The 21,557-nt window shown below is 68.0% G+C and carries 18 protein-coding genes; 11 read left to right on the top strand and 7 right to left on the bottom strand.

Annotated elements, in window-relative coordinates; all coding sequences use genetic code 11:
* Nucleotides 1-246: 246 nt before the first annotated feature.
* The 4 genes from M9799_RS04875 to M9799_RS04860 form a co-directional block, all read right to left on the bottom strand.
* On the bottom strand, nt 247-882 hold the full coding sequence (locus M9799_RS04875; RefSeq protein ID WP_231043558.1) for an L-threonylcarbamoyladenylate synthase: 636 nt from the start codon (nt 880-882) through the stop codon (nt 247-249).
* A 34-nt stretch (nt 883-916) separates the two neighbouring features.
* On the bottom strand, nt 917-1,777 hold the full coding sequence (locus M9799_RS04870) for a 3',5'-nucleoside bisphosphate phosphatase (RefSeq protein WP_231043559.1): 861 nt from the start codon (nt 1,775-1,777) through the stop codon (nt 917-919).
* A gap of 65 nt (nt 1,778-1,842) precedes the next feature.
* Complete coding sequence (gene recJ / locus M9799_RS04865) at nt 1,843-3,558, bottom strand: single-stranded-DNA-specific exonuclease RecJ (protein WP_231043560.1); 1,716 nt, start codon at nt 3,556-3,558, stop codon at nt 1,843-1,845.
* The gene (locus M9799_RS04860; protein ID WP_377007385.1) at nt 3,555-4,541 is read right to left on the bottom strand and encodes a phosphoglycerate mutase; all 987 of its coding nucleotides are present in this window, start codon (nt 4,539-4,541) and stop codon (nt 3,555-3,557) included. The genes recJ and M9799_RS04860 overlap by 4 nt, the downstream gene beginning before the upstream one ends.
* A 162-nt stretch (nt 4,542-4,703) precedes the next feature.
* Between M9799_RS04860 and M9799_RS04855 the strand changes: the two genes are divergently transcribed.
* The 11 genes from M9799_RS04855 (at nt 4,704) to M9799_RS04805 (ending at nt 16,006) form a co-directional block, all read left to right on the top strand.
* Nucleotides 4,704-5,957, top strand: coding sequence for a lipoprotein-releasing ABC transporter permease subunit (locus M9799_RS04855; protein ID WP_231043562.1), 1,254 nt, complete (start codon nt 4,704-4,706; stop codon nt 5,955-5,957).
* On the top strand, nt 5,950-6,633 hold the full coding sequence (gene lolD, locus M9799_RS04850) for a lipoprotein-releasing ABC transporter ATP-binding protein LolD (protein WP_231043563.1): 684 nt from the start codon (nt 5,950-5,952) through the stop codon (nt 6,631-6,633). The genes M9799_RS04855 and lolD overlap by 8 nt, the downstream gene beginning before the upstream one ends.
* Nucleotides 6,634-6,654: 21 nt before the next feature.
* Complete coding sequence (locus M9799_RS04845; protein WP_231043564.1) at nt 6,655-7,497, top strand: TatD family hydrolase; 843 nt, start codon at nt 6,655-6,657, stop codon at nt 7,495-7,497.
* 57 nt (nt 7,498-7,554) lie between these two features.
* Nucleotides 7,555-8,178, top strand: coding sequence for a DNA-deoxyinosine glycosylase (locus M9799_RS04840; RefSeq protein WP_231043565.1), 624 nt, complete (start codon nt 7,555-7,557; stop codon nt 8,176-8,178).
* Complete coding sequence (locus M9799_RS04835; RefSeq protein WP_231043566.1) at nt 8,175-8,942, top strand: spermine/spermidine synthase domain-containing protein; 768 nt, start codon at nt 8,175-8,177, stop codon at nt 8,940-8,942. The genes M9799_RS04840 and M9799_RS04835 overlap by 4 nt, the downstream gene beginning before the upstream one ends.
* Nucleotides 8,943-9,146: 204 nt before the next feature.
* Entirely contained in the window at nt 9,147-10,952 is a 1,806-nt protein-coding gene (gene tfpB, locus M9799_RS04830) for a type IV pilus assembly ATPase TfpB (protein ID WP_231043567.1), read from the top strand.
* Nucleotides 10,953-11,160: 208 nt separating this feature from the next.
* A complete protein-coding gene (locus tag M9799_RS04825; RefSeq protein ID WP_231043568.1) occupies nt 11,161-11,649 on the top strand; it encodes a tripartite tricarboxylate transporter TctB family protein in 489 nt (162 codons plus the stop codon).
* A 13-nt stretch (nt 11,650-11,662) separates the two neighbouring features.
* The gene (locus tag M9799_RS04820) at nt 11,663-13,174 is read left to right on the top strand and encodes a tripartite tricarboxylate transporter permease (protein WP_231043569.1); all 1,512 of its coding nucleotides are present in this window, start codon (nt 11,663-11,665) and stop codon (nt 13,172-13,174) included.
* Between the two features lie 184 nt (nt 13,175-13,358).
* Nucleotides 13,359-14,156, top strand: a complete 798-nt coding sequence (locus M9799_RS04815; protein WP_231043570.1) for an SDR family oxidoreductase — start codon at nt 13,359-13,361, stop codon at nt 14,154-14,156.
* A 54-nt stretch (nt 14,157-14,210) separates the two neighbouring features.
* Complete coding sequence (locus tag M9799_RS04810; protein WP_231043571.1) at nt 14,211-15,191, top strand: quinone oxidoreductase family protein; 981 nt, start codon at nt 14,211-14,213, stop codon at nt 15,189-15,191.
* On the top strand, nt 15,188-16,006 hold the full coding sequence (locus M9799_RS04805) for an NUDIX hydrolase (protein WP_231043572.1): 819 nt from the start codon (nt 15,188-15,190) through the stop codon (nt 16,004-16,006). The genes M9799_RS04810 and M9799_RS04805 overlap by 4 nt, the downstream gene beginning before the upstream one ends.
* 153 nt (nt 16,007-16,159) lie before the next feature.
* Here the strand turns inward: M9799_RS04805 and M9799_RS04800 are convergent, their stop codons facing one another.
* The 3 genes from M9799_RS04800 to ileS all read right to left on the bottom strand — a co-directional run bounded on the left by M9799_RS04800 (nt 16,160) and on the right by ileS (nt 21,484).
* Nucleotides 16,160-17,821 (bottom strand): Na/Pi cotransporter family protein, encoded by a 1,662-nt coding sequence (locus M9799_RS04800; RefSeq protein ID WP_231043573.1) that lies wholly within the window; start codon nt 17,819-17,821, stop codon nt 16,160-16,162.
* 307 nt (nt 17,822-18,128) lie between these two features.
* Nucleotides 18,129-18,638 (bottom strand): signal peptidase II, encoded by a 510-nt coding sequence (lspA, locus tag M9799_RS04795; RefSeq protein WP_377007380.1) that lies wholly within the window; start codon nt 18,636-18,638, stop codon nt 18,129-18,131.
* The gene (gene ileS, locus M9799_RS04790; protein ID WP_231043574.1) at nt 18,635-21,484 is read right to left on the bottom strand and encodes an isoleucine--tRNA ligase; all 2,850 of its coding nucleotides are present in this window, start codon (nt 21,482-21,484) and stop codon (nt 18,635-18,637) included. The genes lspA and ileS overlap by 4 nt, the downstream gene beginning before the upstream one ends.
* Nucleotides 21,485-21,557 lie beyond the last annotated feature (73 nt).

The raw sequence follows: 21,557 nt of genomic DNA, 5'->3' as shown, positions 1-21,557 counted from the left end.
GCAGGCGCGCGAAAGAGCGGCTCAACTTGAGGACAGGCCGTCCATCCTTCGACAGGCTCAGGACGAACGGTTTTAGGCCACTCCCTGAACAAGCCCCTGCCGTTTAACCTATCCCCCGTTCGCCCTGAGCCTGTCGAAGGGTGAAGGGCCTGTCCTCAAGAATAGGCAGGGCCTGTGTCAAGTGCCCGGCGCCACGGAAGCCCTCGGCCTTGGTGAAAACAGCGCTCCCCGGGCCAGTAGCGATCCTCAAAGCCCCAGCGGCTGCAACTCCCCGCGCCCCTGCCGCACCACCGTCGGGTCGCCGCCATTGGCCATCGTGGTGAGATCCAGCACCGTGGTCGGCTCATCCGGACAGGCACCGGCATCGACGATGCCATCCAGCAGCTTCTCATAGCGCTCGCGGATGAGCTGCGGGTCATTGAGCGGCTCGGTCTCGCCGGCCGGGATCAGCGTCGTGGCCAGCAGCGGCGCGCCGTGCAGCTCGAGCAGCAGCAGCAGGCCCTTGCGGTCCGGCACGCGCAGGCCGATGGTCTTGCGCTGCGGGTGGCTCACGCGGCGCGGCACTTCCTTGGTGGCGTCGAGGATGAAGGTGTAGGGGCCGGGCGTGGCGAGCTTGAGCAGCCGGTACTGGCGGTTGTCCACCAGGGCATAGCTGGCGAGCTCGGACAGGTCGCGGCACAGCAGCGTCAGGTGGTGCTTGTCGTCGATCTGGCGGATGCGGCGCATGCGTTCCACGGCGTCTCGGTCGTCGAGATGGCAGACCAGCGCATAGCTCGAATCCGTGGGCACGGCCAGCACCCCGCCTTTTTGCAGCAGGGTAGCGGCCTGCTTGAGCAGGCGGGGCTGGGGGTTTTCGGGGTGGGCTTCAAAGTACTGGGCCATTTGCAAGCGCTCCGTGGCAGGGGGAAAGGGAAGGTCAGGGCTGTTGGATGCGTTCGGCCAGCAGTTCCCAGACCGGGGTCAGTGCGCCCGGCAGCGGAGGCAGTGCCCCGAGGTCGGTGCGCGATTCTTGCGGGCTGTGGAAGTCGCTGCCGCGCGAGGCGGCCAGGCCGAACTCCTGGGCCATGGCCGCATAGGTCACGTATTCGGCGCTGGTATGGCTGCCGGTGACGACTTCCACGCCCTGGCCGCCATGGGCCTTGAATTCGGAAAACAGCGCGTACTCCTCGTTGGCCGTGAAGCGGTAGCGCGCGGGATGGGCGATGACGGCCACGCCGCCGGCCCCGTTGATCCACTGCACCGCGTCCTGCAGCCGGGCCCAATAGTGCGGCGCATAGCCCGGCTTGCCCTCGGTGAGGTAGCGGCGAAACACCTCGCCCATGTCGCGGCAGATCTTCTGCTCGACCAGGAAGCGCGCGAAGTGCGTGCGCGAGACCAGCGCCGGGTTGCCGACGTAGCGCAGCGCGCCTTCGTAGGCGCCGGGAATGCCGACCATCTCCAGCTGGCGCGCCATCTCCCTGGCGCGCGGGATGCGGCCGCCGCGCACCTGCGCCAGGCCCTCGTCCAGCGCCGCATTGTCGGCGTCGAAGCCCAGGCCGACGATATGCACGGTTTCCTTGGCGAAGGTGACCGAGATCTCGACGCCCGTGAGATAGGGCAGGCCCTCGGCGCGCGCCGCGGCCGCCGCGCGCTGCTGGCCCGCGATCTCGTCATGGTCGGTCAGCGCCCAGAGCTCCACGCCGTTGGCACGCGCCCGCGCGGCCAGCGCTTCGGGCGCCAGCGTGCCATCCGAGATGACGGAGTGGCAGTGCAGGTCGGCGTTGAGGTAGGTAGGCACGGGACCATTGTAGGGTGTGGTCCGGGGAAAGGGACCAATGCCGTCAATGCCCCTGCCGCCTGAGCTCAGGCGCCCGTCTGTGCGCCTTCCAGAAGGAATTGCACTTTGCGCTCGCCGCGCCATTCATTCACATCCAGCCGGAACGCGATCAGCACCCGTTCGGGCAGCGGGTCGGTATGGCCGAACCAGATGCCGTCCACGGGCTGGCCGCGGTGGCGCAGCTTGAGCGACAGGTGCTTCTCGCCGACCAGACGCTGCGACAGCACGTCGACCTCCTCGCTGAAGGTCGGTGCGGCGAAGCCCTGGCCCCAGACCTCCTGGTGCAGCTGGTCGACCAGGTCGGCATCGCAGTACTCGCGCGCCAGCGGGCCGTCGGTCTCGATGCGGCGCGTGAGCGTCGCGGCATCGAGCCACTCCTGCGCGACCTGGGCCAGCGCCTGCTCGAAGACCTCCAGATGCTCCTCGGCAATGGTGCAGCCTGCGGCCATCGCGTGGCCGCCAAAGCGCAGCAGCACGCCCGGATGGCGCTTGGCCACCAGGTCCAGCGCATCGCGCAGGTGGAAGCCGGGAATGGAGCGGCCCGAGCCCTTGAGCTCGTGCTCGTGGCCGGGCGCGGCGCTGGCGGCGAACACGAAGCTCGGGCGGTGCAGCTTGTCCTTGAGGCGCGAGGCGACGATGCCGACCACGCCCTCGTGGAAGTCGGGGTCGAACACGCACACCGCCGGTGGCGGCTCCTCGCTTTCGTCGAACAGGCTCTCGACCATCAGCAGCGCCTGCTCGCGCATGCCGCCCTCGATCACGCGGCGCTCGCGGTTGATCGCGTCCAGCGTGCGCGCCAGCTCGGCGGCGCGCGTGCGGTCCTCGGTCAGCAGGCATTCGATGCCCAGCGTCATGTCGGCCAGGCGGCCGGCCGCGTTGATGCGCGGCCCCAGCGCGAAGCCGAAGTCGAAGGTGGTGGCGACGCGCGACTTGCGCCCCGCGGCGTCGAACAGAGCCGCCAGGCCGGGTTGCATCTGGCCGGCGCGGATGCGCTTGAGGCCCTGTGCCACCAGGCGGCGGTTGTTGGCGTCGAGCTTGACCACGTCGGCCACCGTGCCCAGCGCCACCAGCGGCAGCAGCGGCTCGAGCCGGGGCTGGCTCTCGCGGTCGAACACGCCGCGCGCGCGCAGCTCGGCGCGCAGCGCCAGCAGCACGTAGAACACCACGCCCACGCCGGCCATCGACTTGCTCTCGAAGCTGCAGTCAGGCTGGTTCGGGTTGACCAGCGCATCGGCCTCGGGCAGCGCCGGACCGGGCAGGTGGTGGTCGGTGACCAGCACCTGCATGCCCAGCGCGCGCGCCTCGGCCACTCCTTCCACGCTGCTGATGCCGTTGTCGACGGTGATCAGCATGTCGGCGCCGCGCTCCTTGACGCGGCGCGCGATCGAGGCCGTGAGGCCGTAGCCGTCGACCACGCGGTCGGGCACGAGGTAGTCGACATGGCGCGCGCCCAGCAGGCGCAGGCCGCGCACCGCCACGGCGCAGGCGGTGGCGCCATCGCAGTCGTAGTCGGCGACGATGCACAGGCGCAGGTCGCGCGCGATGGCATCGGCCAGCAGCCGTGCCGCGGCATCGATGCCGAGCAGGCCCGCGGGCGGCAGCAGGCGCCCCAGCCCGTCGTTGAGCTCGTCGGCCGAGAGCACGCCGCGCGCCGCATAGAGCTGGGCCAGCAGCGGGTGGATGCCGGCCTGCCGCAGCGCCGCCAGCGTGGCGGGGGGAATCTCGCGATTGGTGATTTTCATAGCAGGTTCGGAAGGTCGGGCAAGCCTGCGGGCTTGAAGACCTGTTGTATTTTCTGGCGCCAGCCGGGCTGGCGCGGCTGCCAGGTCAGCGCGTTGCGCTCGCCGCACAGGGTCAGTTGCACGCTGGCGCCGCGCTGATGCGCTTCGAGCAGTTCGCGCAGCAGGCCGGCATCGAGCTGCTGCCAGGCCGCGCCCCAGGCCGGCCAGTTCTCCTGCAGCGCGGCTTCGCGCAGCGCAGTCAGCGCAGGGTTCTGGGGCAGAGGCTGCACGGGCACCGGCGCCTGCAGCCGGCCCGCGCCATGCAGCCAGAAGGCATTGACCGGCGGCAGGCCGCGCGCGGCGCGCCGGTCGTTGAAGGGGTGGGTGTAGAGCAGCATCTGCACCTCGCTGTGCAGCCGGTTGACGGTGCGCGCGCTCTGGGCGTCGGGCAGCCAGGAACGCACGTCGCGGCCGACCACGCGGTCGAGCGCGGCGGTCGCCAGGTGCTCCAGCGGCGCGCCGCTGGCCAGCCAGCGGTCGGGGCGTTCATACTGCAGCGCGATGCCGTCCTCGGCAAACCAGGGCGCGAGGATCTCCAGCAGCGCGCGCGATTCCTCTTCCTGCAGGCCCAGCTGCGCCGGATCGGCCATGTGCACGGTGTCGGCGCCGATGCGCCAGTGGCAGGGCGAGAACCAGGCCCAGGCCTGCCGCTGCGGCGCGGGATCGTGGGCCTGCTGCTGCCAGGCGGCCCAGGGCACGCCGCCGGCCTGCAGCGGCAATTGCAGCTGGCGCGCCCAGGCGCGTTCGTGCGGCGTGCTGAAGCTGGTGTCCTCGCCCAGGTCGCTGTGGACCAGCGCCGCGTGCTGCAGCAGCTGGCGCAGATGCGGCAGCTGCAGCGTCGGCCACAGCGCCACGGCGCCGGGCCCGCCATTGGCAAAGGCAACGATGGGCGCAAGCGCTGGAGTCAAGGGGGCAGGGGAAGGCAGGGAGTCGGTCGCGGGCATGGCCCCTATTGTCGGGCACCGGGCGTTCCGGTGCCGGGGAAGGGACGCCCGGCGAGGGCCGCCCGGGTAAGGGACGCCCGCAGAGGTTGCCCAGACAGGGCCTACGCCGGTCCCCCGTGCTTTCCCGGGGATATGCCCAGGCAATGCCACAATGCAACCACCATGCAAATACCCTATGAGCTGGCCCTGGGCTGGCGTTACACCCGAGCGGGACGCGCGACGCGCCGCAATGGTTTCATCTCCTTCATCTCCGGCGTCTCCATGCTGGGCATCGCGCTGGGCGTTGCCGCGCTGATCATCGTGCTCAGCGTGATGAACGGCTTCCAGAAGGAAGTGCGCGACCGCATGCTCAGCGTCGTGTCGCACATCGAGATCTTCGCGCCCCAGGGCGCGGCGCTGCCCAGCCTGGAGCGCACGCTGGCCGAGGCCCGGCGCAACCCGAACGTGGTGGGCGCGGCGCCCTTCGTGTTCTCGCAGGCGCTCTTGGCGCGCGGCGAGGAGATGAAGGGCACGCTGGTGCGCGGCATCGATCCGGCGCTCGAGCATGAGGTCACCGACCTGGCGCAGGGCAATGCCGAAGCCCTCAAGCAGCTCGTGCCGGGCGAGTTCCGCGTGGTGCTGGGCATCGAGCTGGCGCGCTCCCTTGGCGTGCGCATCGGCGAGGCCGTGACGCTGATCGTGCCCGGCGGCCAGGTCACGCCCGCCGGCGTGGTGCCGCGGCTCAAGCAGATGACGGTGGCCGGCACCTTCGATTCGGGCCACTACGAATACGACGCGGCGCTGGTCATGCTGCACCACGAGGATGCGCAGCGGCTGTTCCGCCTCGAAGGCCCGACCGGCGTGCGCCTGAAGCTCAAGGACCTGCACGAGGCGCCCCAGGTGGCGCGCCAGCTGGCCGATACCTTGACCGACCAGCTGCTGATCCGCGACTGGACGCAGCAGAACAAGACCTGGTTCTCGGCCGTGCAGCTGGAAAAGCGCATGATGTTCATCATCCTGACGCTGATCGTCGCGGTGGCCGCCTTCAACCTGGTTTCGACGCTGGTCATGACCGTGACCGACAAGCGCGCCGACATCGCCATCCTGCGCACGCTGGGCGCGAGCCCGCGCAGCATCATGGCGGTGTTCATGGTCCAGGGCGCGATGGTCGGCGTGATCGGCACGCTGGCCGGGCTGGCGCTGGGCCTGGGCATCGCGATGAACATCGACGTCATCGTGCCGGCCATCGAGCAGGCCTTCAACGCCAGCTTCCTGCCCAAGGACATCTACCTGATCAGCAAGATGCCGAGCGAGCCGCAGAGCTCCGACATCGCGCCGATCGCCGTCATTTCCCTGATCCTGTCCTTCGTGGCGACGATCTATCCCAGCTGGCGTGCAAGCCGCGTGAACCCGGCGGAGGCGCTGCGTTATGAATGATTCCCAAGCCATCGTGCTGCAGGCACGCGCGCTGAGCAAGCGCTTCACCGAGGGCCGCCTCGACGTGCAGGTGCTGCGCGGCGTGGACCTGGCAGTGGCCGCGGGCGAGACCCTGGCCATCGTCGGCGCCTCGGGTTCAGGCAAGAGCACGCTCCTGCATCTGCTGGGCGGACTCGACACGCCCAGCGAGGGCAGCGTCACGCTCAAGGGCCAGGCCCTGCACGCGCTGTCGCCGCAGGCCCAGGGCCAGCTGCGCAACCAGCACCTGGGCTTCATCTACCAGTTCCACCATCTGCTGCCGGAGTTCAGCGCGCTCGACAACGTCGCCATGCCGCTGCGCATCCGCCGCCTGCCGCTGGAGGAATGCCGCGCGCGCGCGCAGCAGATGCTGGCTGCCGTGGGCCTTCAGGGCCGCGTGCAGCACCGCCCCTCGGAACTGTCGGGCGGCGAGCGCCAGCGCGTGGCCATTGCGCGCGCGCTGGTCTCCGAGCCAGCTTGCGTGCTGGCCGACGAACCCACCGGCAATCTCGACCGCAGCACCGCCGATGCGGTCTTCGCGCTGATGCTGCAATTGGCGCGCGACAAGGGCACGGCCTTCGTCATGGTCACGCACGATGAATCGCTGGCCGCGAAATGCGACCGCGTGGTGCGCCTGGTACAGGGCCAGCTGGGCTGACGGCAACGCAAGGAGATGGCAATGAGTTTCTGGATCGACACCCACTGCCATCTCGATGCGTCCGAGTTCGACCCCGACCGCAGCGAGGTGCGTGCCGCGGGCCGCGCGGCGGGCGTCGGCCAGGTCGTGATTCCGGCCGTGGCGCGCAGCAACTGGCGGACGGTGCGCGAGCTGGCGCATGCGGGCAATGACAGCTACGCGCTGGGCATCCATCCGCTGTGCACGCCCGGCGCCGCAGAGGACGATATCGAGTTGCTGTCGCAGGAGCTGGCCGCGCGGCGGGGCGACCCCCGGCTGGTGGCGATCGGCGAGATCGGACTGGATTACTTCGTGCCCGGACTGGATGAGGAGCGGCAGTTGGAGATCTACCGCGCGCAGATCGCCCTGGCGCGCAAGTTCGACCTGCCGGTGCTGCTGCACGTGCGCAAGTCCAGCGACCGGGTGCTGCAGCAGCTGCGCAAGACCCCGGTGCGCGGCGGCATTGCCCATGCCTTCAACGGCAGCCTGCAACAGGCGCAGATGTTCATCGACATGGGCTTCAAGCTGGGATTCGGCGGCGCCGTGACCTTCGAGCGCGCCAACCGGATACGCCAGCTGGCGACCGAGCTGCCGCTGTCTTCGCTGGTGATGGAGACCGACGCGCCGGACATTCCGCCGCACTGGGTCTACACCACCGCCGAGGAGCGCGCCGCGGGCCAGCCCCAGGGACGCAACAGCCCGGCCGAATTGCCGCGCATTGCGCAGGTGCTGGCCGGGCTGCGCGGCATTTCAGCCGAGGAATTGGCCGAGGCCACGACGGCCAACGCCTGCGCCGCGCTGCCCGGACTGGCGGTTTTGACCGCCGGGGATACCGCTGCGCGCTGACAGCGCAATGCGCCAAATCGCCATGCGCCGGCCTGGTTTCAGGACAGAATGCAGGGCATGACCTTGAGCTCTTCCGTGCCTGAAGCCGCCGCTGCGCAAAAGACGCCGGTGCGCGTGCCTGGCCCGGCGGAGCCAGCCGGGCGCCTGCAGGGCCTGGCGCCCGTGGTCGGCCCCGGCACCAGGATGCTGGTGCTGGGCAGCTTCCCGGGCGCGGCCTCGCTGGCGCGCCAGCAGTACTATGCGCATCCGCAGAACCAGTTCTGGCCGCTGCTGCAGTCCTTTTGGCCGCAGCATCCCCAACCCGGGCGCGAGGACTATGCAGGGCGCTGCGAATGGCTGCTCGCACGCGGGCTGGGCCTGTGGGATGTCTATGACAGCTGCGAGCGCAAGGGCAGCCTGGACGCGGCCATCCGCCAGCCGCAGGTGAACGATTTCGCGGCGCTGCGCGTGCATTGCCCGCAGCTGCGCGTGCTGGCGCACAACGGCGCCGAGAGCTTTCGCCATGCGCCGGCGGCACTGGCGGCCCTTGGCGCTGCGCCGGGCGGCGCTCCGCCAAACGGCGCGGCGCTGCAGGCGCTCAGGCTGCCTTCGACCAGCCCCGCCAATGTGGGCTGGAGTTTTGAACGTAAACGGCAGGCCTGGCATGAAGCCCTGGCCGCCGCTGGATTGGTGAACGCGTGAACAGCAAACAAACCGACAGCATCGAGCTGCCCGAAGTCAGTGTCTCGGAATATGGCGACGTGCGCCATCTGCACCTGGGGACGCCCTGGATCCAGGGCTCGATGCGCGTCAAGGAGCCGTTCGAGCTCGAGCTCGAATACGTGCAGCGCATGATGGCCTGGCTGCTGTTCGTCGACCCGGCCAGCGTCGCCAAGCGCTATGCCGTGCAGCTGGGCCTGGGCGCGGGCGCGATCACCAAGTTCTGCCACAAGAAGCTGCGCATGCAGACCACCGCCATCGAGCTCAATCCGCAGGTGATCGCGGTGTGCCGCAGCTGGTTCAAGCTGCCGCCCAACGGCGCGCGCCTGCAGGTGGTGCTGGCCGACGCGGCCGAGGAAATCCGCCGCCCGGGCTGGGAGGACCAGGTCGATGCGCTGGCCGTCGATCTCTACGACCATGAAGCGGCGGCGCCCGTGCTCGACAGCGCGGAGTTCTATGCCGACTGCCGCGCGCTGCTGACCGAGGACGGCTGCATGACGGTGAACCTGTTCGGCCGCTCCTCCAGCTATGAAAAGAGCCTGGCGAAGATGGCCGAGGCCTTTGGCGAGCAGGCGCTGTGGGCCTTCAAGCCGACGCGCGAAGGCAACACCGTGGTGCTGGCGCAGCGCACGCCCTCGCGCCCCGCGCGCGCGGTGCTCGACGAGCGCGCGCAGATGATCGAGGCGCGCTGGGGGCTGCCTGCGAGCAAGTGGCCGCGCGCGTTCAAGCCGATCGTCAAGCGATAAGGTGCTCGACTGATACCAGCTTGTGAATGAGAAGCGCAGTGCCCGGAAGGACACGGCGTTTTTTATTTTGTCGTAGGGCCGTTCATCCTTCGACAAGCTCAGGACGAACGGAGGTTTACCGTTCGCCCTGATCCTGAGCTTGCCTGGGCGGCCCTGTCGAAGGATCGAAGGGTGAGCGGCCGCGCCAGCGTTTACATTGGCTGCATGTCTTCCACCATTGCTTCCTCTGTGCCTATGCCTCCATCCTCTGGCGGCACAGCCGAATCCGGCCCGCTGCACTGGCGCTCCATCGTGCGCTGGCTGCAGGCCGATGGCGTGATCACGGCCGAGGAGGCCGAGCGCACCATCGTGCGCTGCTCGCAGGCCGAGAGCAGCCTGCATCCGCTGGTGCGGCTGGCGCATGTCGCGATGGTCCGCGCCGATGGCAGCGAGCCGCTCGATGTCGAGGCGCTGACGCAGTATGTGGCGCAGCGCTGCGGCCTGGCCTACCTGCGCATCGACCCGCTGCGCGTCGATGCCGGGCGCATTGCCGAGACCATGAGCGCGAGCTACGCCGAGCGCCACCGCGTGCTGCCGGTGCAGGTCACGCCCGACGAGGTGGTGGTCGCCACTTCCGAGCCGCTGATCGACGACTGGGTCGCCGAGGTCGAGCGCCAGGCGCGGCGCAAGGTGCGCCGGGTCATGTCCAACCCCTTGGACATCAAGCGGCTGACGGCGGAATTCTTCGCGCTGGCGAAGTCGGTGCGCGCCGCGCAGAAAAGCGGCGGCGCGGCCAGCAGCGCCAGCTTCGAGCAACTGGTCGAGCTGGGCAACTCCAGCAAGCAGCTCGATGCCAACGACCAGGGCGTGGTGCGCGTGGTCGACTGGCTGTGGCAATACGCCTTCGACCAGCGCGCGAGCGACATCCACCTCGAGCCGCGGCGCGAGCAGGGCGTGATCCGTTTCCGCATCGACGGCGTGCTGCACCCGGTCTACCACCTGCCGATGGGCGTGCTCAGCGCGATGGTGGCGCGCGTCAAGCTGCTGGGCCGCATGGACGTGGTCGAAAAGCGCCGCCCGCAGGACGGGCGCATCAAGACGCGCAACCCGCGCGGGGTCGAGGTGGAAATGCGTTTGTCGACGCTGCCCACGGCCTTTGGCGAGAAGATGGTGATGCGCATCTTCGACCCCGACAACGCCGTCAAGGACCTCGCGGCCCTGGGCTTCGCGCCGCACGACGCGCAGCGCTGGGAATCGCTGGTGCGCCATCCGCACGGCATCATCCTCGTGACGGGCCCCACGGGCTCGGGCAAGACCACCACGCTGTATGCCACGCTCAAGCGCCTGGCGACCGAGGAAGTCAACGTCAGCACCGTCGAGGACCCGATCGAGATGATCGAGCCCGCCTTCAACCAGACCCAGGTCCAGCCGCAGCTCGATTTCGGCTTCACCGAAGGCCTGCGCGCGCTGATGCGCCAGGACCCGGACATCCTCATGGTCGGCGAGATCCGCGACCTGGCGACGGCCGAGATGGCGGTGCAGGCCGCGCTCACCGGCCACCTGGTGTTCTCCACGCTGCACACCAACGACGCGCCCAGTGCCATCAGCCGGTTGATGGAGCTGGGCGTGCCGCCCTACCTGATCAACGCCACCCTGCTCGGGGTGCTGGCGCAGCGGCTGGTGCGCACGCTGTGCCCGCAGTGCAAGCAGCCCGACGAATCCGCCACGCGCGAGCAGCTGGCCGAGGCCGTCAAGCCCTGGAAGCTCAACGGCGGCTACCGACCCTACCAGCCCGTGGGCTGCACCGAATGCCGCATGACCGGCTTCAAGGGCCGCACCGGCCTCTACGAGCTGCTGGCGGTGGGCGAGGAGCTCAAGGCGCTGATCCATTCCGCGCCCTCCATCGACGGGCTGCGCCGCCAGGCCGTGGCCGATGGCATGCGCCCACTGCGGCTGGCGGGCGCGCTGCGCGTGGCGGAGGGGCTCACGACCCTGCCGGAAGTGGTCAGCAGCACCCCGATGCTGGGCTGAACCGCCCCCTGGTACAAACCCTTGGGTGCTTCGCCCGCAAGCTCCTTTGAAAATCCGCAAACCCAGGCTGCATGCGGGCCGCAGCCCGATTTCGCATGACCACAAGCATGTCTTGGCGAATGTGGTTTGTAGGTGGAATCCACATTCGGACACAACTTGAGCGGCCCCACAATCGCCCCATCGTGATTTCCGTCTAGGAGACATTTTTGTGAAAATCAAGAGTCAAAAAGACTTTTTTGCCGGTCTGATGTTCTTGGCCGTCGGTCTCGCCTTCGCGATCGGCGCCACGGACTACAACGTCGGCACGGGCGCACGCATGGGTCCCGGGTACTTCCCGCTGATCCTGGGCGTGCTGATGTCGATCCTGGGCCTGGCCATTGCCGCCACCGGCCTGATCGTCGAAACCGCCGACGGCGACAAGATCGGCAAGTGGGCCTGGAAGCAGGTCTTCTTCGTTCTGGCCGCCAACTTCGCCTTCGGCATCCTGCTGGTCGGCGTTCCGGCTTTCGGCATTCCCCAGTTTGGTCTGATCGTTGCCATTTACGCACTGGTGTTCATCGCCAGCCTGGGCGGCCACTCCTTCAACCCGAAGGAAGTGCTGATCCTGGCAACGGTTCTGGCAGTGGGCAGCTATGTGGCTTTCGTCTGGGCGCTGAATCTGCAGTTCCCCGTGTGGCCTAGCTTCATCACCGGTTAAGGGAGCATAGTTCGTGGAACTTCTTGACAACTTGGCAATGGGCTTCGGCGTTGCCTTCACTTTCCAAAACCTGATTTACTGCTTCATCGGCTGTCTGTTGGGTACCCTGATCGGCATCCTGCCGGGCATCGGCCCCGTGGCGACCATCGCCATGCTGCTGCCCGCGACCTACGCCCTGCCTCCGGTGGCGGCGCTGATCATGCTGGCCGGTATCTACTACGGCGCGCAGTATGGCGGCTCGACCACCGCGATTCTGGTGAACCTGCCGGGCGAATCCTCGTCCGTGGTGACCGTGATCGACGGCTACCAGATGGCGCGCAAGGGCCGTGCGGGTCCCGCGCTGGCCGCTGCCGGCATCGGTTCGTTCTTCGCAGGCTGCGTCGGCACCATCATCCTGGCCGCCTTCGCGCCTCCGCTGACGGAAGTCGCCTTCAAGTTCGGCCCTGCCGAGTACTTCTCGCTGATGACCCTGGGCCTGATCGGCGCCGTGGTGCTGGCTTCGGGCTCGCTGCTCAAGGCCATCGCGATGATCGTGCTGGGCCTGCTGTTCGGCATGATCGGCACCGACGTGAACTCCGGCGTGGCCCGCTATAGCTTCGACATCCCCGAACTGACCGACGGCATCGACTTCGTCGTGATCGCCATGGGTGTGTTCGGCTACGGCGAAATCATCGCCAACCTGTCCAAGCCCGAAGACGAGCGCGAAGTGTTCACCGCCAAGGTGAAGGGCCTGATGCCCACCGGCGAAGACTTCAAGCGCATGATCCCCGCCATGCTGCGCGGCACGGCACTGGGTTCCTCGCTGGGTATCCTGCCTGGTGGCGGCGCGATGCTGTCGGCCTTCGCTGCCTACACGATCGAGAAGAAGACCAAGCTCAAGCCGGGCGAAGTTCCTTTCGGTCAGGGCAACATCCGCGGCGTGTGCGCTCCCGAGTCGGCCAACAACGCCGGTTCGCAGACCTCGTTCATTCCCCTGCTGACGCTGGGTATCCCCCCGAACGCCGTGATGGCGCTGATGGTGGGTGCCATGACGATCCACAACATCCAGCCTGGTCCCCAGGTCATGACCAGCAACCCGGAACTGTTCTGGGGCCTGATCGCCTCGATGTGGCTCGGCAACCTGATGCTGATCATCCTGAACCTGCCGCTGATCGGCGTCTGGATCAAGCTGCTGACGGTGCCCTACCGCTGGCTGTTCCCCGCCATCGTGCTGTTCTGCGCGATCGGTGTGTACGGCACGAAGAACAGCGAGTTCGACGTGTGGATGGTGGGTATCTTCGGTTTCGTTGGCTACGTGTTCCACAAGCTGGGCACCGAACCCGCACCGCTGCTGCTGGGCTTCATCCTGGGCCCGATGATGGAAGAGAACCTGCGCCGTGCGCTGCTGCTGTCGCGCGGCGACTGGAGCGTGTTCGTGACGCGTCCGATCTCCGCCAGCTTCCTGGCTTTGGCCGTGATCCTGCTGGTCATCGTGCTGCTGCCTGCGGTGAAGAACCGCCGCGAGGAAGCGTTCGTCGAGGATTGACGACCCGCTGCCCCTGGCACGAAAACAAGAACGGCACCTTCGGGTGCCGTTTTTTTTCGCCTGCGCGGCACGTAGGTCAGGCGCCGGCAGCGAGGCGCGGATATATTCAAAGCCTGTATGGATTTTTGGGTGCCGGGGCGCGCTTGAGGCCCCGGTCTTGCAACGGCAGACGGAGACTTATTTCATGGATTTGGGTATTGCAGGCAAGTGGGCGCTGGTGTGCGGCGCGAGCAAGGGTCTGGGCTATGGCTGCGCGCAGGCGCTGGCAGGCGAGGGCGTGAACCTGGTGATCAACGCGCGCAACCCCGAGGCACTGGCCGAGGCTGCTGCGCGCCTGGCGGCACTGCCGGGCGCAGGCAAGGTCATTGCCGCCGCCGCCGACATCACCACGCCCGAAGGCCGCGCCGCGGTGTTTGCCGCAGCCGGCGGCCCGGGCACCGACTTCGACATTGTCGTGACCAACGCCGGCGGCCCGCCGCCCGGCGACTTCCGCGACTGGGACCGCGAGGCCTGGATGAAGGCGGTGGACGCCAACATGCTCACGCCCATCGAGCTGATCAAGGCCACGGTGGACGGCATGGCGGCGCGCGGCTTTGGCCGCATCGTGAACATCACCTCCAGCGCCGTGAAGGCCCCCATCGACATCCTGGGCCTGTCCAATGGCGCGCGCAGCGGCCTGACCGGCTTCGTCGCCGGCGCTGCGCGCAGCGCCATTGCCGGCAAGGGAGTGACCATCAACAACCTGCTGCCGGGCAAGTTCGCCACCGACCGCCTGCAGGGCACGATGCAGGCCGCGGCCAGCAAGACCGGCAAGAGCATCGACGAGATCAGCGAAGCCAGCATGAAGCAGATCCCCGCGCGCCGCTTCGGCAACGCACAGGAATTCGGCGCGATCTGCGCCTTCCTGTGCAGCCAGCATGCGGGCTATATGACGGGACAGAACATCCTGCCTGACGGCGGCCTGTATCCGGGCAGCTTCTGAGTCGGCGGCCCGGCGGGGGCCGGGCCTGATCTGTGGTTTTTCAAGGAGACAGCGATGAACATGGCAGTGCAGATCGCGCAACCCGGCGGCCCCGAGCAAATGGCGCTGGTCGAGGTGGCGGTGGGGGAGCCCGGCCCGGGCGAGGTGCGCATCCGCCACAAGGCGGTGGGGCTCAACTACATCGATGTCTACCAGCGCAGCGGCCTCTATCCGCTGGAGCTGCCGCTGCGCCTGGGCATGGAGGGCGCGGGCGTGATCGAGGCCGTAGGCCCGGGCGTGGAGCATCTGCGGGTCGGCGACCGCGCGGCCTACACCAGCAACCCGCCGGGTTCGTACTGCGAGGCGCGGGTCATGCCCGCCGACCGCGTGTGCCGCCTGCCGGACGACATCTCCTTCGAGACCGGCGCGGCGATGATGCTCAAGGGCCTGACGGTGCAGTATCTGCTCAAGAAGGTCCGGCCCGTCGAGGGCCTGCAAGCCGGCGACTTCGTGCTGTTCCATGCGGCGGCGGGCGGGGTCGGACTGATTGCCTGCCAGTGGGCGCGCGCCCTGGGCCTGCAGTTGATCGGCACCGCCGGCAGCGACGAGAAATGCCAGCTGGCGCTGGACAACGGCGCGGCGCACGCGATCAACTACCGCCGCGAGGACTTCGCCGAACGCGTGCGCGAGATCACCGGCGGCACCGGCGTGAAGGTGGTCTACGACTCGGTGGGCAAGGACACCTGGGAAGGCTCGCTCAAGTGCCTGCGCACCTTCGGCCTGATGGTCTGCTTCGGCAACGCCTCGGGGCCGGTGCCGGCCTTCGCGCCCTCGCTGCTGGCGGCGCGCTCGCTCTACGTCACGCGCCAGACGGTCTATAACCACATCGCCACACGCGAGTCCTGCCAGGCCATGGCCGAAGACCTGTTTGCCGTGGTGCAAAGCGGCGCCGTCAAGATCCACATCGACCAGCGCTATGCGCTGCGCGACGTGCAGCAGGCCCACCGCGACCTCGAGGCGCGCAAGACCACGGGCTCGACCATCCTGACGCTATGAGCACGCTGCCGGCCTGGGTGGCACGCGAACGCGCGATCGCGAGCCAGCCGCCGCTGCTGCCGCGCGAGGCGCTGCATGTCGCGGGCCGGGCCGTGGGCTCGGTGCAGCGCGGGCTGCTGCCGGACCTGGGGCTGGACAACCTGCGCGCGATGGCCATCGATCTCGCGTCGCGCGATGCGGATGATTCCATCAGCTGGTGGCTGCAGGCCGAGGCAGGCGAAGATGCGAGCCTGGCGCTGAACCGCCTGGCCCAGGTGCTGCGCGCCGACGGCCGCTGCGGGCCCTGGCGCGATGAGCAGATCGCGGTGCGCAGCACTGAAGGCGAGCAGGTCGCCACTGTGGAGCGCGGCGCAGTGCGCGTGCTGGGCATCGTCACCGAGGCCGTGCATCTGGTGGGCGTCGCGCCCGACGGCCGGCTCTGGGTGCAGCAGCGCGCGGCCGACAAGGCGATGTACCCGAGCCGCTGGGATACGCTGATGGGCGGCATGGTATCGGCGCAGGACAGCCTGGATACCGCGCTAGAGCGTGAGACCTGGGAGGAAGCGGGGCTGCATCTGGCCCAACTGCGCGACCTGCGCCACGGCGGCGTTTTTGAATTGAACCAGCCCAGCGACGAGGGTGATGGCTGCGGCTATATCCGCGAGCGCATCCACTGGTTTGTGGCCACGGTGCCCGACGGGGTGGAGCCCGGCAACCAGGATGGGGAAGTGCAGGGTTTTGCGCTGCTGCCGCCGGAGCAGGTGCAGGCCTGGGCCGGCGAGGAGAAATTCACGCCGGAGGCGGCGCTGGTGTGGGCAGCCTACTGGGGTTTTTGAGCGGGTGGCCCGTCATCCTTCGACAGGCTCAGGACGAGCGGACTTCTAACCGCGCGCCCCATCTCCCCCCGTTCGCCCTGATCCTGAGCCTGTCGAAGGATCGAAGGGTGCGTCTATAGGCAGGAGAACTGTCCGGGCCACTACCCGGCCTCGTCACTTCTGCTGCGGCAGCGGCGTCTCCCGCAGCCGGCTCGGCGCCAGCGCCCCGGCCGATTCCAGGATCGGATAGGCCACCGAGCACAGCAGCGAGTTGATGCGCTTGAGTTCGCTGATCAGGTCGATGTGCAGCGAGCTGGTCTCGATGCTGGGCACCGTCTTGTCCGAAAGGCGCGCCAGGTGCGAGGCCGAATAGGCGAGCTCCAGGTCGCGGAAACGCGCCTTCTCCTCCAGCAGCTTCTGCGCATCGCGCACGTTGCCGGTGAGGAACACGCTCATCGCCAGGCGCAGATTGGCCAGCAGGCGCGCATGCAGGTCGTTGATCTCCTGCATGCCGGCCGCGGAAAATTGCCGGCCCTTCCTGATCTTCTTGGTCTCGATGTCCTGCAGCACGCGCTCGATCAGGTCGCCGATCTGCTCCATGTTGATGGTGAAGCTGATGACTTCGGTCCAGCGCTGGCCTTCCTTCTCGTCGAGTTCGGCGCGCGAGATCTTGGTCATGTAGTACTTGATGGCCGAGTACAGCTCGTCGACGGTGTCGTCCAGGTGGCGCAGCTCGGTCGAGAGCTTGAGGTCGTCATTGACCACGACCTTGTGCATGCCGATCAGCATCGCTTCCACCACGTCGGCCTGGTGCAGCGCCTCGCGCGCGGCGCAGGAGATGGCCAGCGAGGGCGTGGCCAGCGCCGAGGCATCGAGGTGGCGCGGGCGCAGCGGGTTGCCCGAGCCCGGCTCGGGCTTGGGCAGCAGCGTGGTCACCCATTTGGCCACCATGTGCGTCATGCCGATGAAGAACAGCGTGTTGAAGACATTGAACGCCAGGTGGAACAGCACCACGTTGCGCGCGCCGCCGCCGATGACCGGCCGCACATGCTCCATCCACAGTCCGATGCAGGGCAGCGCCAGCGCCACGCCCATCAGCTTGAACAGCATGTTGCCGATGGTCACCTGGCGCACCTCGACGCTGGACTTGGCCGTGGTGAGCACCGCCACCATGCCGCTGCCCAGGTTCGCGCCCAGCACCAGCCCCAGCGCCACTTCGAGCGGCACCGCGCCCGAGCTGGCCATGGCGGCGATCAGCAGCACGATGGCCAGGCTGGAATAGGCCATGATGGCCAGCACCGCGCCCATCAGCAGCTCGAGGAAGATATCGCTGGTCATCGAGCCCAGCAGCGTGCGGATGACGGGGGACTCCACCAGCGGCTCGGTGGCTTCGACCACCAGGCGCAGCGCCAGCAGCATCACGCCCAGGCCGATCAGCACCCGGCCGATGCGCCCCGGGGTGCTGTCCTGGCGCGTGATGAACAGCACGACTCCGACGAAGATCAGCAATGGCGACAGCCAGGAAAGGTCGGTGGCAAAAAGCACCGACATCATTGCCGTGCCCACATCGGCGCCGCGCATGACGGCCAGCGCCGAGGGCAGGGTGATCAGGCCCTGGCCGACGAAGGAGGAGGTCATCAGCGAGGTCGCGGTGCTCGACTGCACCAGCGCCGTGACGCCTATCCCCGAAATCATCGCGGACACGCGGTTGCCCATGCTGCGGGCAAGCAGATTGCGCAGATTCGCACCGAAGACGCGCAAGACCCCGGTCCGAACCATGTGGGTGCCCCACACGAGCAGTGCGACGGCGGCCAGTAGGTTGAGTAAGTGTTTCATGGGCTGAGCCGGACACTATAGCGTCATGCTCGCGCCCGCGCCAGAAGAATGGTTGAAATGACGCGTTTTTGCGCGTTTTGGCGCGTTTGACCTACGGCGAGGCTTGGTGATGCGGGTGAGACTGGGTTCTGAAACTGGCGCAACGCTCTTCAACCGTTCGTTTGCGCTCTAGTGCTTACGGCATGCCTTGTTCATCAGACTGGCCGTCCATCCTTCGACTGGCTCAGGGCGAACGAGACAACTACCGTTCGTCCTGAGCCTGTCGAAGGATGGACGGCCAGCCCTCTAGCCCGGGGCCGGCTCTCGATCAAGCAATGCTCTTCTTCCTCATCCGCCGCAGTTCATCAACGATCAACAACACCGCCCCGACGCTGATCGCCATGTCCGCCACATTGAACGCCGGAAAGTGCGAGGCGCCCCAGTAGAAGTCCAGGAAGTCCACGACATAGCCGTGCTGCAAACGGTCCACCACATTGCCGATCGCGCCGCCCAGGATGCTCGACAGCGCCAGGCCCAGCAGCTTCTGGCCGCGGTGGGTGTGCAGCTGCCAGACGATGACCACCGTCGCCACCACGCCGATGCCCGTGAACAGCCAGCGCTGCCAGCCGCCGGCATCGGCCAGGAAGGAGAAGGCCGCGCCGGTGTTGTGCGCGCGCACGATGTTGAAGAAGCCCGTGATAGGCGTGTAGTCGCCCAGCTGGTAATGCGCCAGGATCCATTCCTTGGTCAGCTGGTCCACGGCGATCAGCGCCAGGGCCCAGACCAGCCACGGCCAGATGGCCGGGCGGCTTGCGGAGGTGGTGACCGGCGCCATCATGCGGCCACGCGGTTTTCACCGGCTCCATGCAGGTTGCTGTCGCAGCGGCCGCACAGCGTCGGATACGCGGGGTTGGCGCCCACGTCCTCGCGGTAATGCCAGCAGCGCTCGCACTTGTCGTGCGCGCTCGGCGCCACGCCGGCCTGCAGCGCTTCGCCCGCCACCGCCTGCGCGGCCGAGGTGATGAATACGAACTTCAGGTCGTCGCCCAGGCTCTGCAGCAGCTCCAGGTCCTCGTGCGCAGCGGCCAGCGTGACCTCGGCCTGCAGCGAGGAGCCGACCTGGCCCGTGCCGCGCACGGCCTCGATGTCCTTGTTGACCAGGTCGCGGATCTCGCGGATGCGTGCCCACTTGGCCAGCAGACCCGCGTCGCCCGCCGGCAGGTCGATGAACTTCTCCAGGAAGATGGTCTCGCTGTCGCCGAAGATCTTCCAGGCTTCCTCGGCGGTGAACGACAGGAAGGGCGCCATCCAGCGCAGCATCGCATGGGTGATCTGCCACAGCGCGGTCTGCGCCGAGCGCCGCGCCAGGCTCTTGGGGGCGCTGGTGTAGAGCCGGTCCTTGAGCACGTCGAGGTAGAAGCCGCCCAGGTCCTCCGAGCAGTACAGCTGCAGCTTGGCGACCACCGGGTGGAACTCGTAGACCTGGTAGTGGCCGAGGATCTCGCCCTGCAGCTGGTGCGCGCGCGCCAGCGCGTAGCGGTCGATCTCGAGCATCTGCTCGAAGGGCACGCTGTCGGCGGCCGGATCGAAATCGCTGACGTTGGCCAGCAGGAAGCGCAGCGTGTTGCGGATGCGGCGGTAGGCATCGACCACGCGCGCCAGGATCTTGTCGTCGATGGCCAGGTCGCCCGAGTAATCGGTCGAGGCCACCCACAGGCGGATGATCTCCGCGCCCAGCTTGCTCGACACGTCCTGCGGCGCCACGGTGTTGCCCACCGACTTGCTCATCTTCTTGCCCTGGCCGTCCACCGTGAAGCCATGCGTCAGCAGGCCGCGGTAGGGCGCGCGGCCGAAGATCGCGGCCGACAGCAGCAGCGAGGAGTGGAACCAGCCGCGGTGCTGGTCGTGGCCTTCCAGGTACAGGTCGGCTTCGGGGCCGCTGTCATGGTGCATGTCGGGGTGGGTGCCGCGCATCACATGCCAGAAGGTCGAGCCGGAATCGAACCAGACCTCCAGGATGTCGGTGCTCTTGGTGTACTGGGCGGCTTCCTCGGCGCCCAGGATCTCCTCGGTGCTCACGCGGCTCCAGGCCTCGATGCCGCCCTGCTCGATCATGGCCGCGGCCTGGTCGATGATCTCCATGGTGCGCGGGTGCAGTTCACCCGAATCGACATGCAGGAAGAAGGGCAGCGGCACGCCCCAGCTGCGCTGGCGCGAGATGCACCAGTCGGGGCGCCCGGCGATCATCGCGCGCAGGCGCTCCTTGCCGTTCTCGGGATAGAACGCGGTCTGCTCGATGGCCGCCAGCGCGGTCTCGCGCAGCGTGCCCGGCGCCTTGTCCTTGGTGAACACGCCTTCGCCCTCGTCCATGCGCACGAACCACTGGGCCGCGGCGCGGTAGATCACCGGCGTCTTGTGGCGCCAGCAGTGCGGGTAGCTGTGGGTGATGGTCTGGGTATCGAGCAGGCGGCCGGCTGCGCGCAGCGTGTCGATGATGACCGGCGCCGCCTTCCAGATATGCTGGCCGTCGAACAGCGGCAGCTCGGGCGCGTACACGCCGTTGCCCTGCACCGGGTTGAGGATGCTGTCGTACTCCATGCCGTTGGCGACGCAGGAGTTGAAGTCGTCCACGCCATAGGCGGGTGCCGAGTGCACGATACCCGTGCCGTCGTCGGCGGTGGCGTAGTCGGCCAGGTACACCGGCGACAGGCGGTCGAAACCGGCATCGACCTCGGCCAGCGGGTGGCGGAAGTTCAGGTGGTCGAGCTTCTCGCCCAGCGCCTTGGCGATCACCGTGCCTTGCAGCGACCAGCGCTCCAGGCATTTGTCGACCAGCGCGCTGGCGACGATCAGCAGGCCGCGCTCGGTGTCGACCAGGCTGTATTCCAGCGCCGGGTTGACGTTGAGCGCCTGGTTCGCGGGGATGGTCCAGGCGGTGGTGGTCCAGATGACGATCGCGGCGGGCTTGGAAAGCTGGGGCAGGCCAAAGGCCGCGGCCAGCTTCTCGGGCTCGGCCGTGGGGAACATCACGTCCAGCGTCTGGCTCTTCTTGTCGGCGTATTCGATCTCGAACTCGGCCAGCGAGGAGCCGCAGTCGAAGCACCAGTAGACGGGCTTGAGGCCGCGGTACACATAGCCGCGCTCCATGACGCGCTTCAGGGCGCGCAGCTCGGCGGCCTCGTTGGCGAAGTTCATGGTCTTGTAGGGATTGTCCCAGTCGCCGAGCACGCCCAGGCGCTTGAAGTCGGCCATCTGCTGGGCGATCTGCGCGGTGGCGAAGGCGCGGCTCTTGGCCTGCATCTCGTCGCGCGGCAGGTTGCGCCCGTGCAGCTTCTCGATGGCGTTCTCGATCGGCAGGCCGTGGCAGTCCCAGCCCGGCACGTACAGCGCGTCGAAGCCCTCGAGCTGGCGGCTCTTGACGATCATGTCCTTGAGCACCTTGTTGACCGCGTGGCCGATGTGGATCTGGCCGTTGGCATACGGCGGGCCGTCGTGCAGGATGAACTTGGGCGCGCCGCAGCGCGCGTCGCGTAGCTTCTTGTAGATGCCCTTGTCGTCCCATTCCTGGGCCCAGCCCGCTTCGCGCTTGGGCAGGTCGCCGCGCATCGGGAACGGGGTGTCGGGCATGTTCAGCGTGCTGCGGTAGCTGCTCGCGGCGGGGGTGTTTTTGGCTTGATCGGACATGGAAACCTTCAAAGCGAAGCGTTGCCCGGGACATGAGCCCGGGCATGGAAAGCGGGGCGGGAGCGGAGCGCAG

Origin of the sequence: Comamonas endophytica (genome assembly GCF_023634805.2) — a bacterium.
Taxonomy (GTDB): Bacteria; Pseudomonadota; Gammaproteobacteria; order Burkholderiales; family Burkholderiaceae_C; genus Comamonas; species Comamonas endophytica.
The sequence above is the reverse complement of the archived record's forward strand: the minus strand, read 5'-3'. Positions and strand labels throughout refer to the sequence as shown.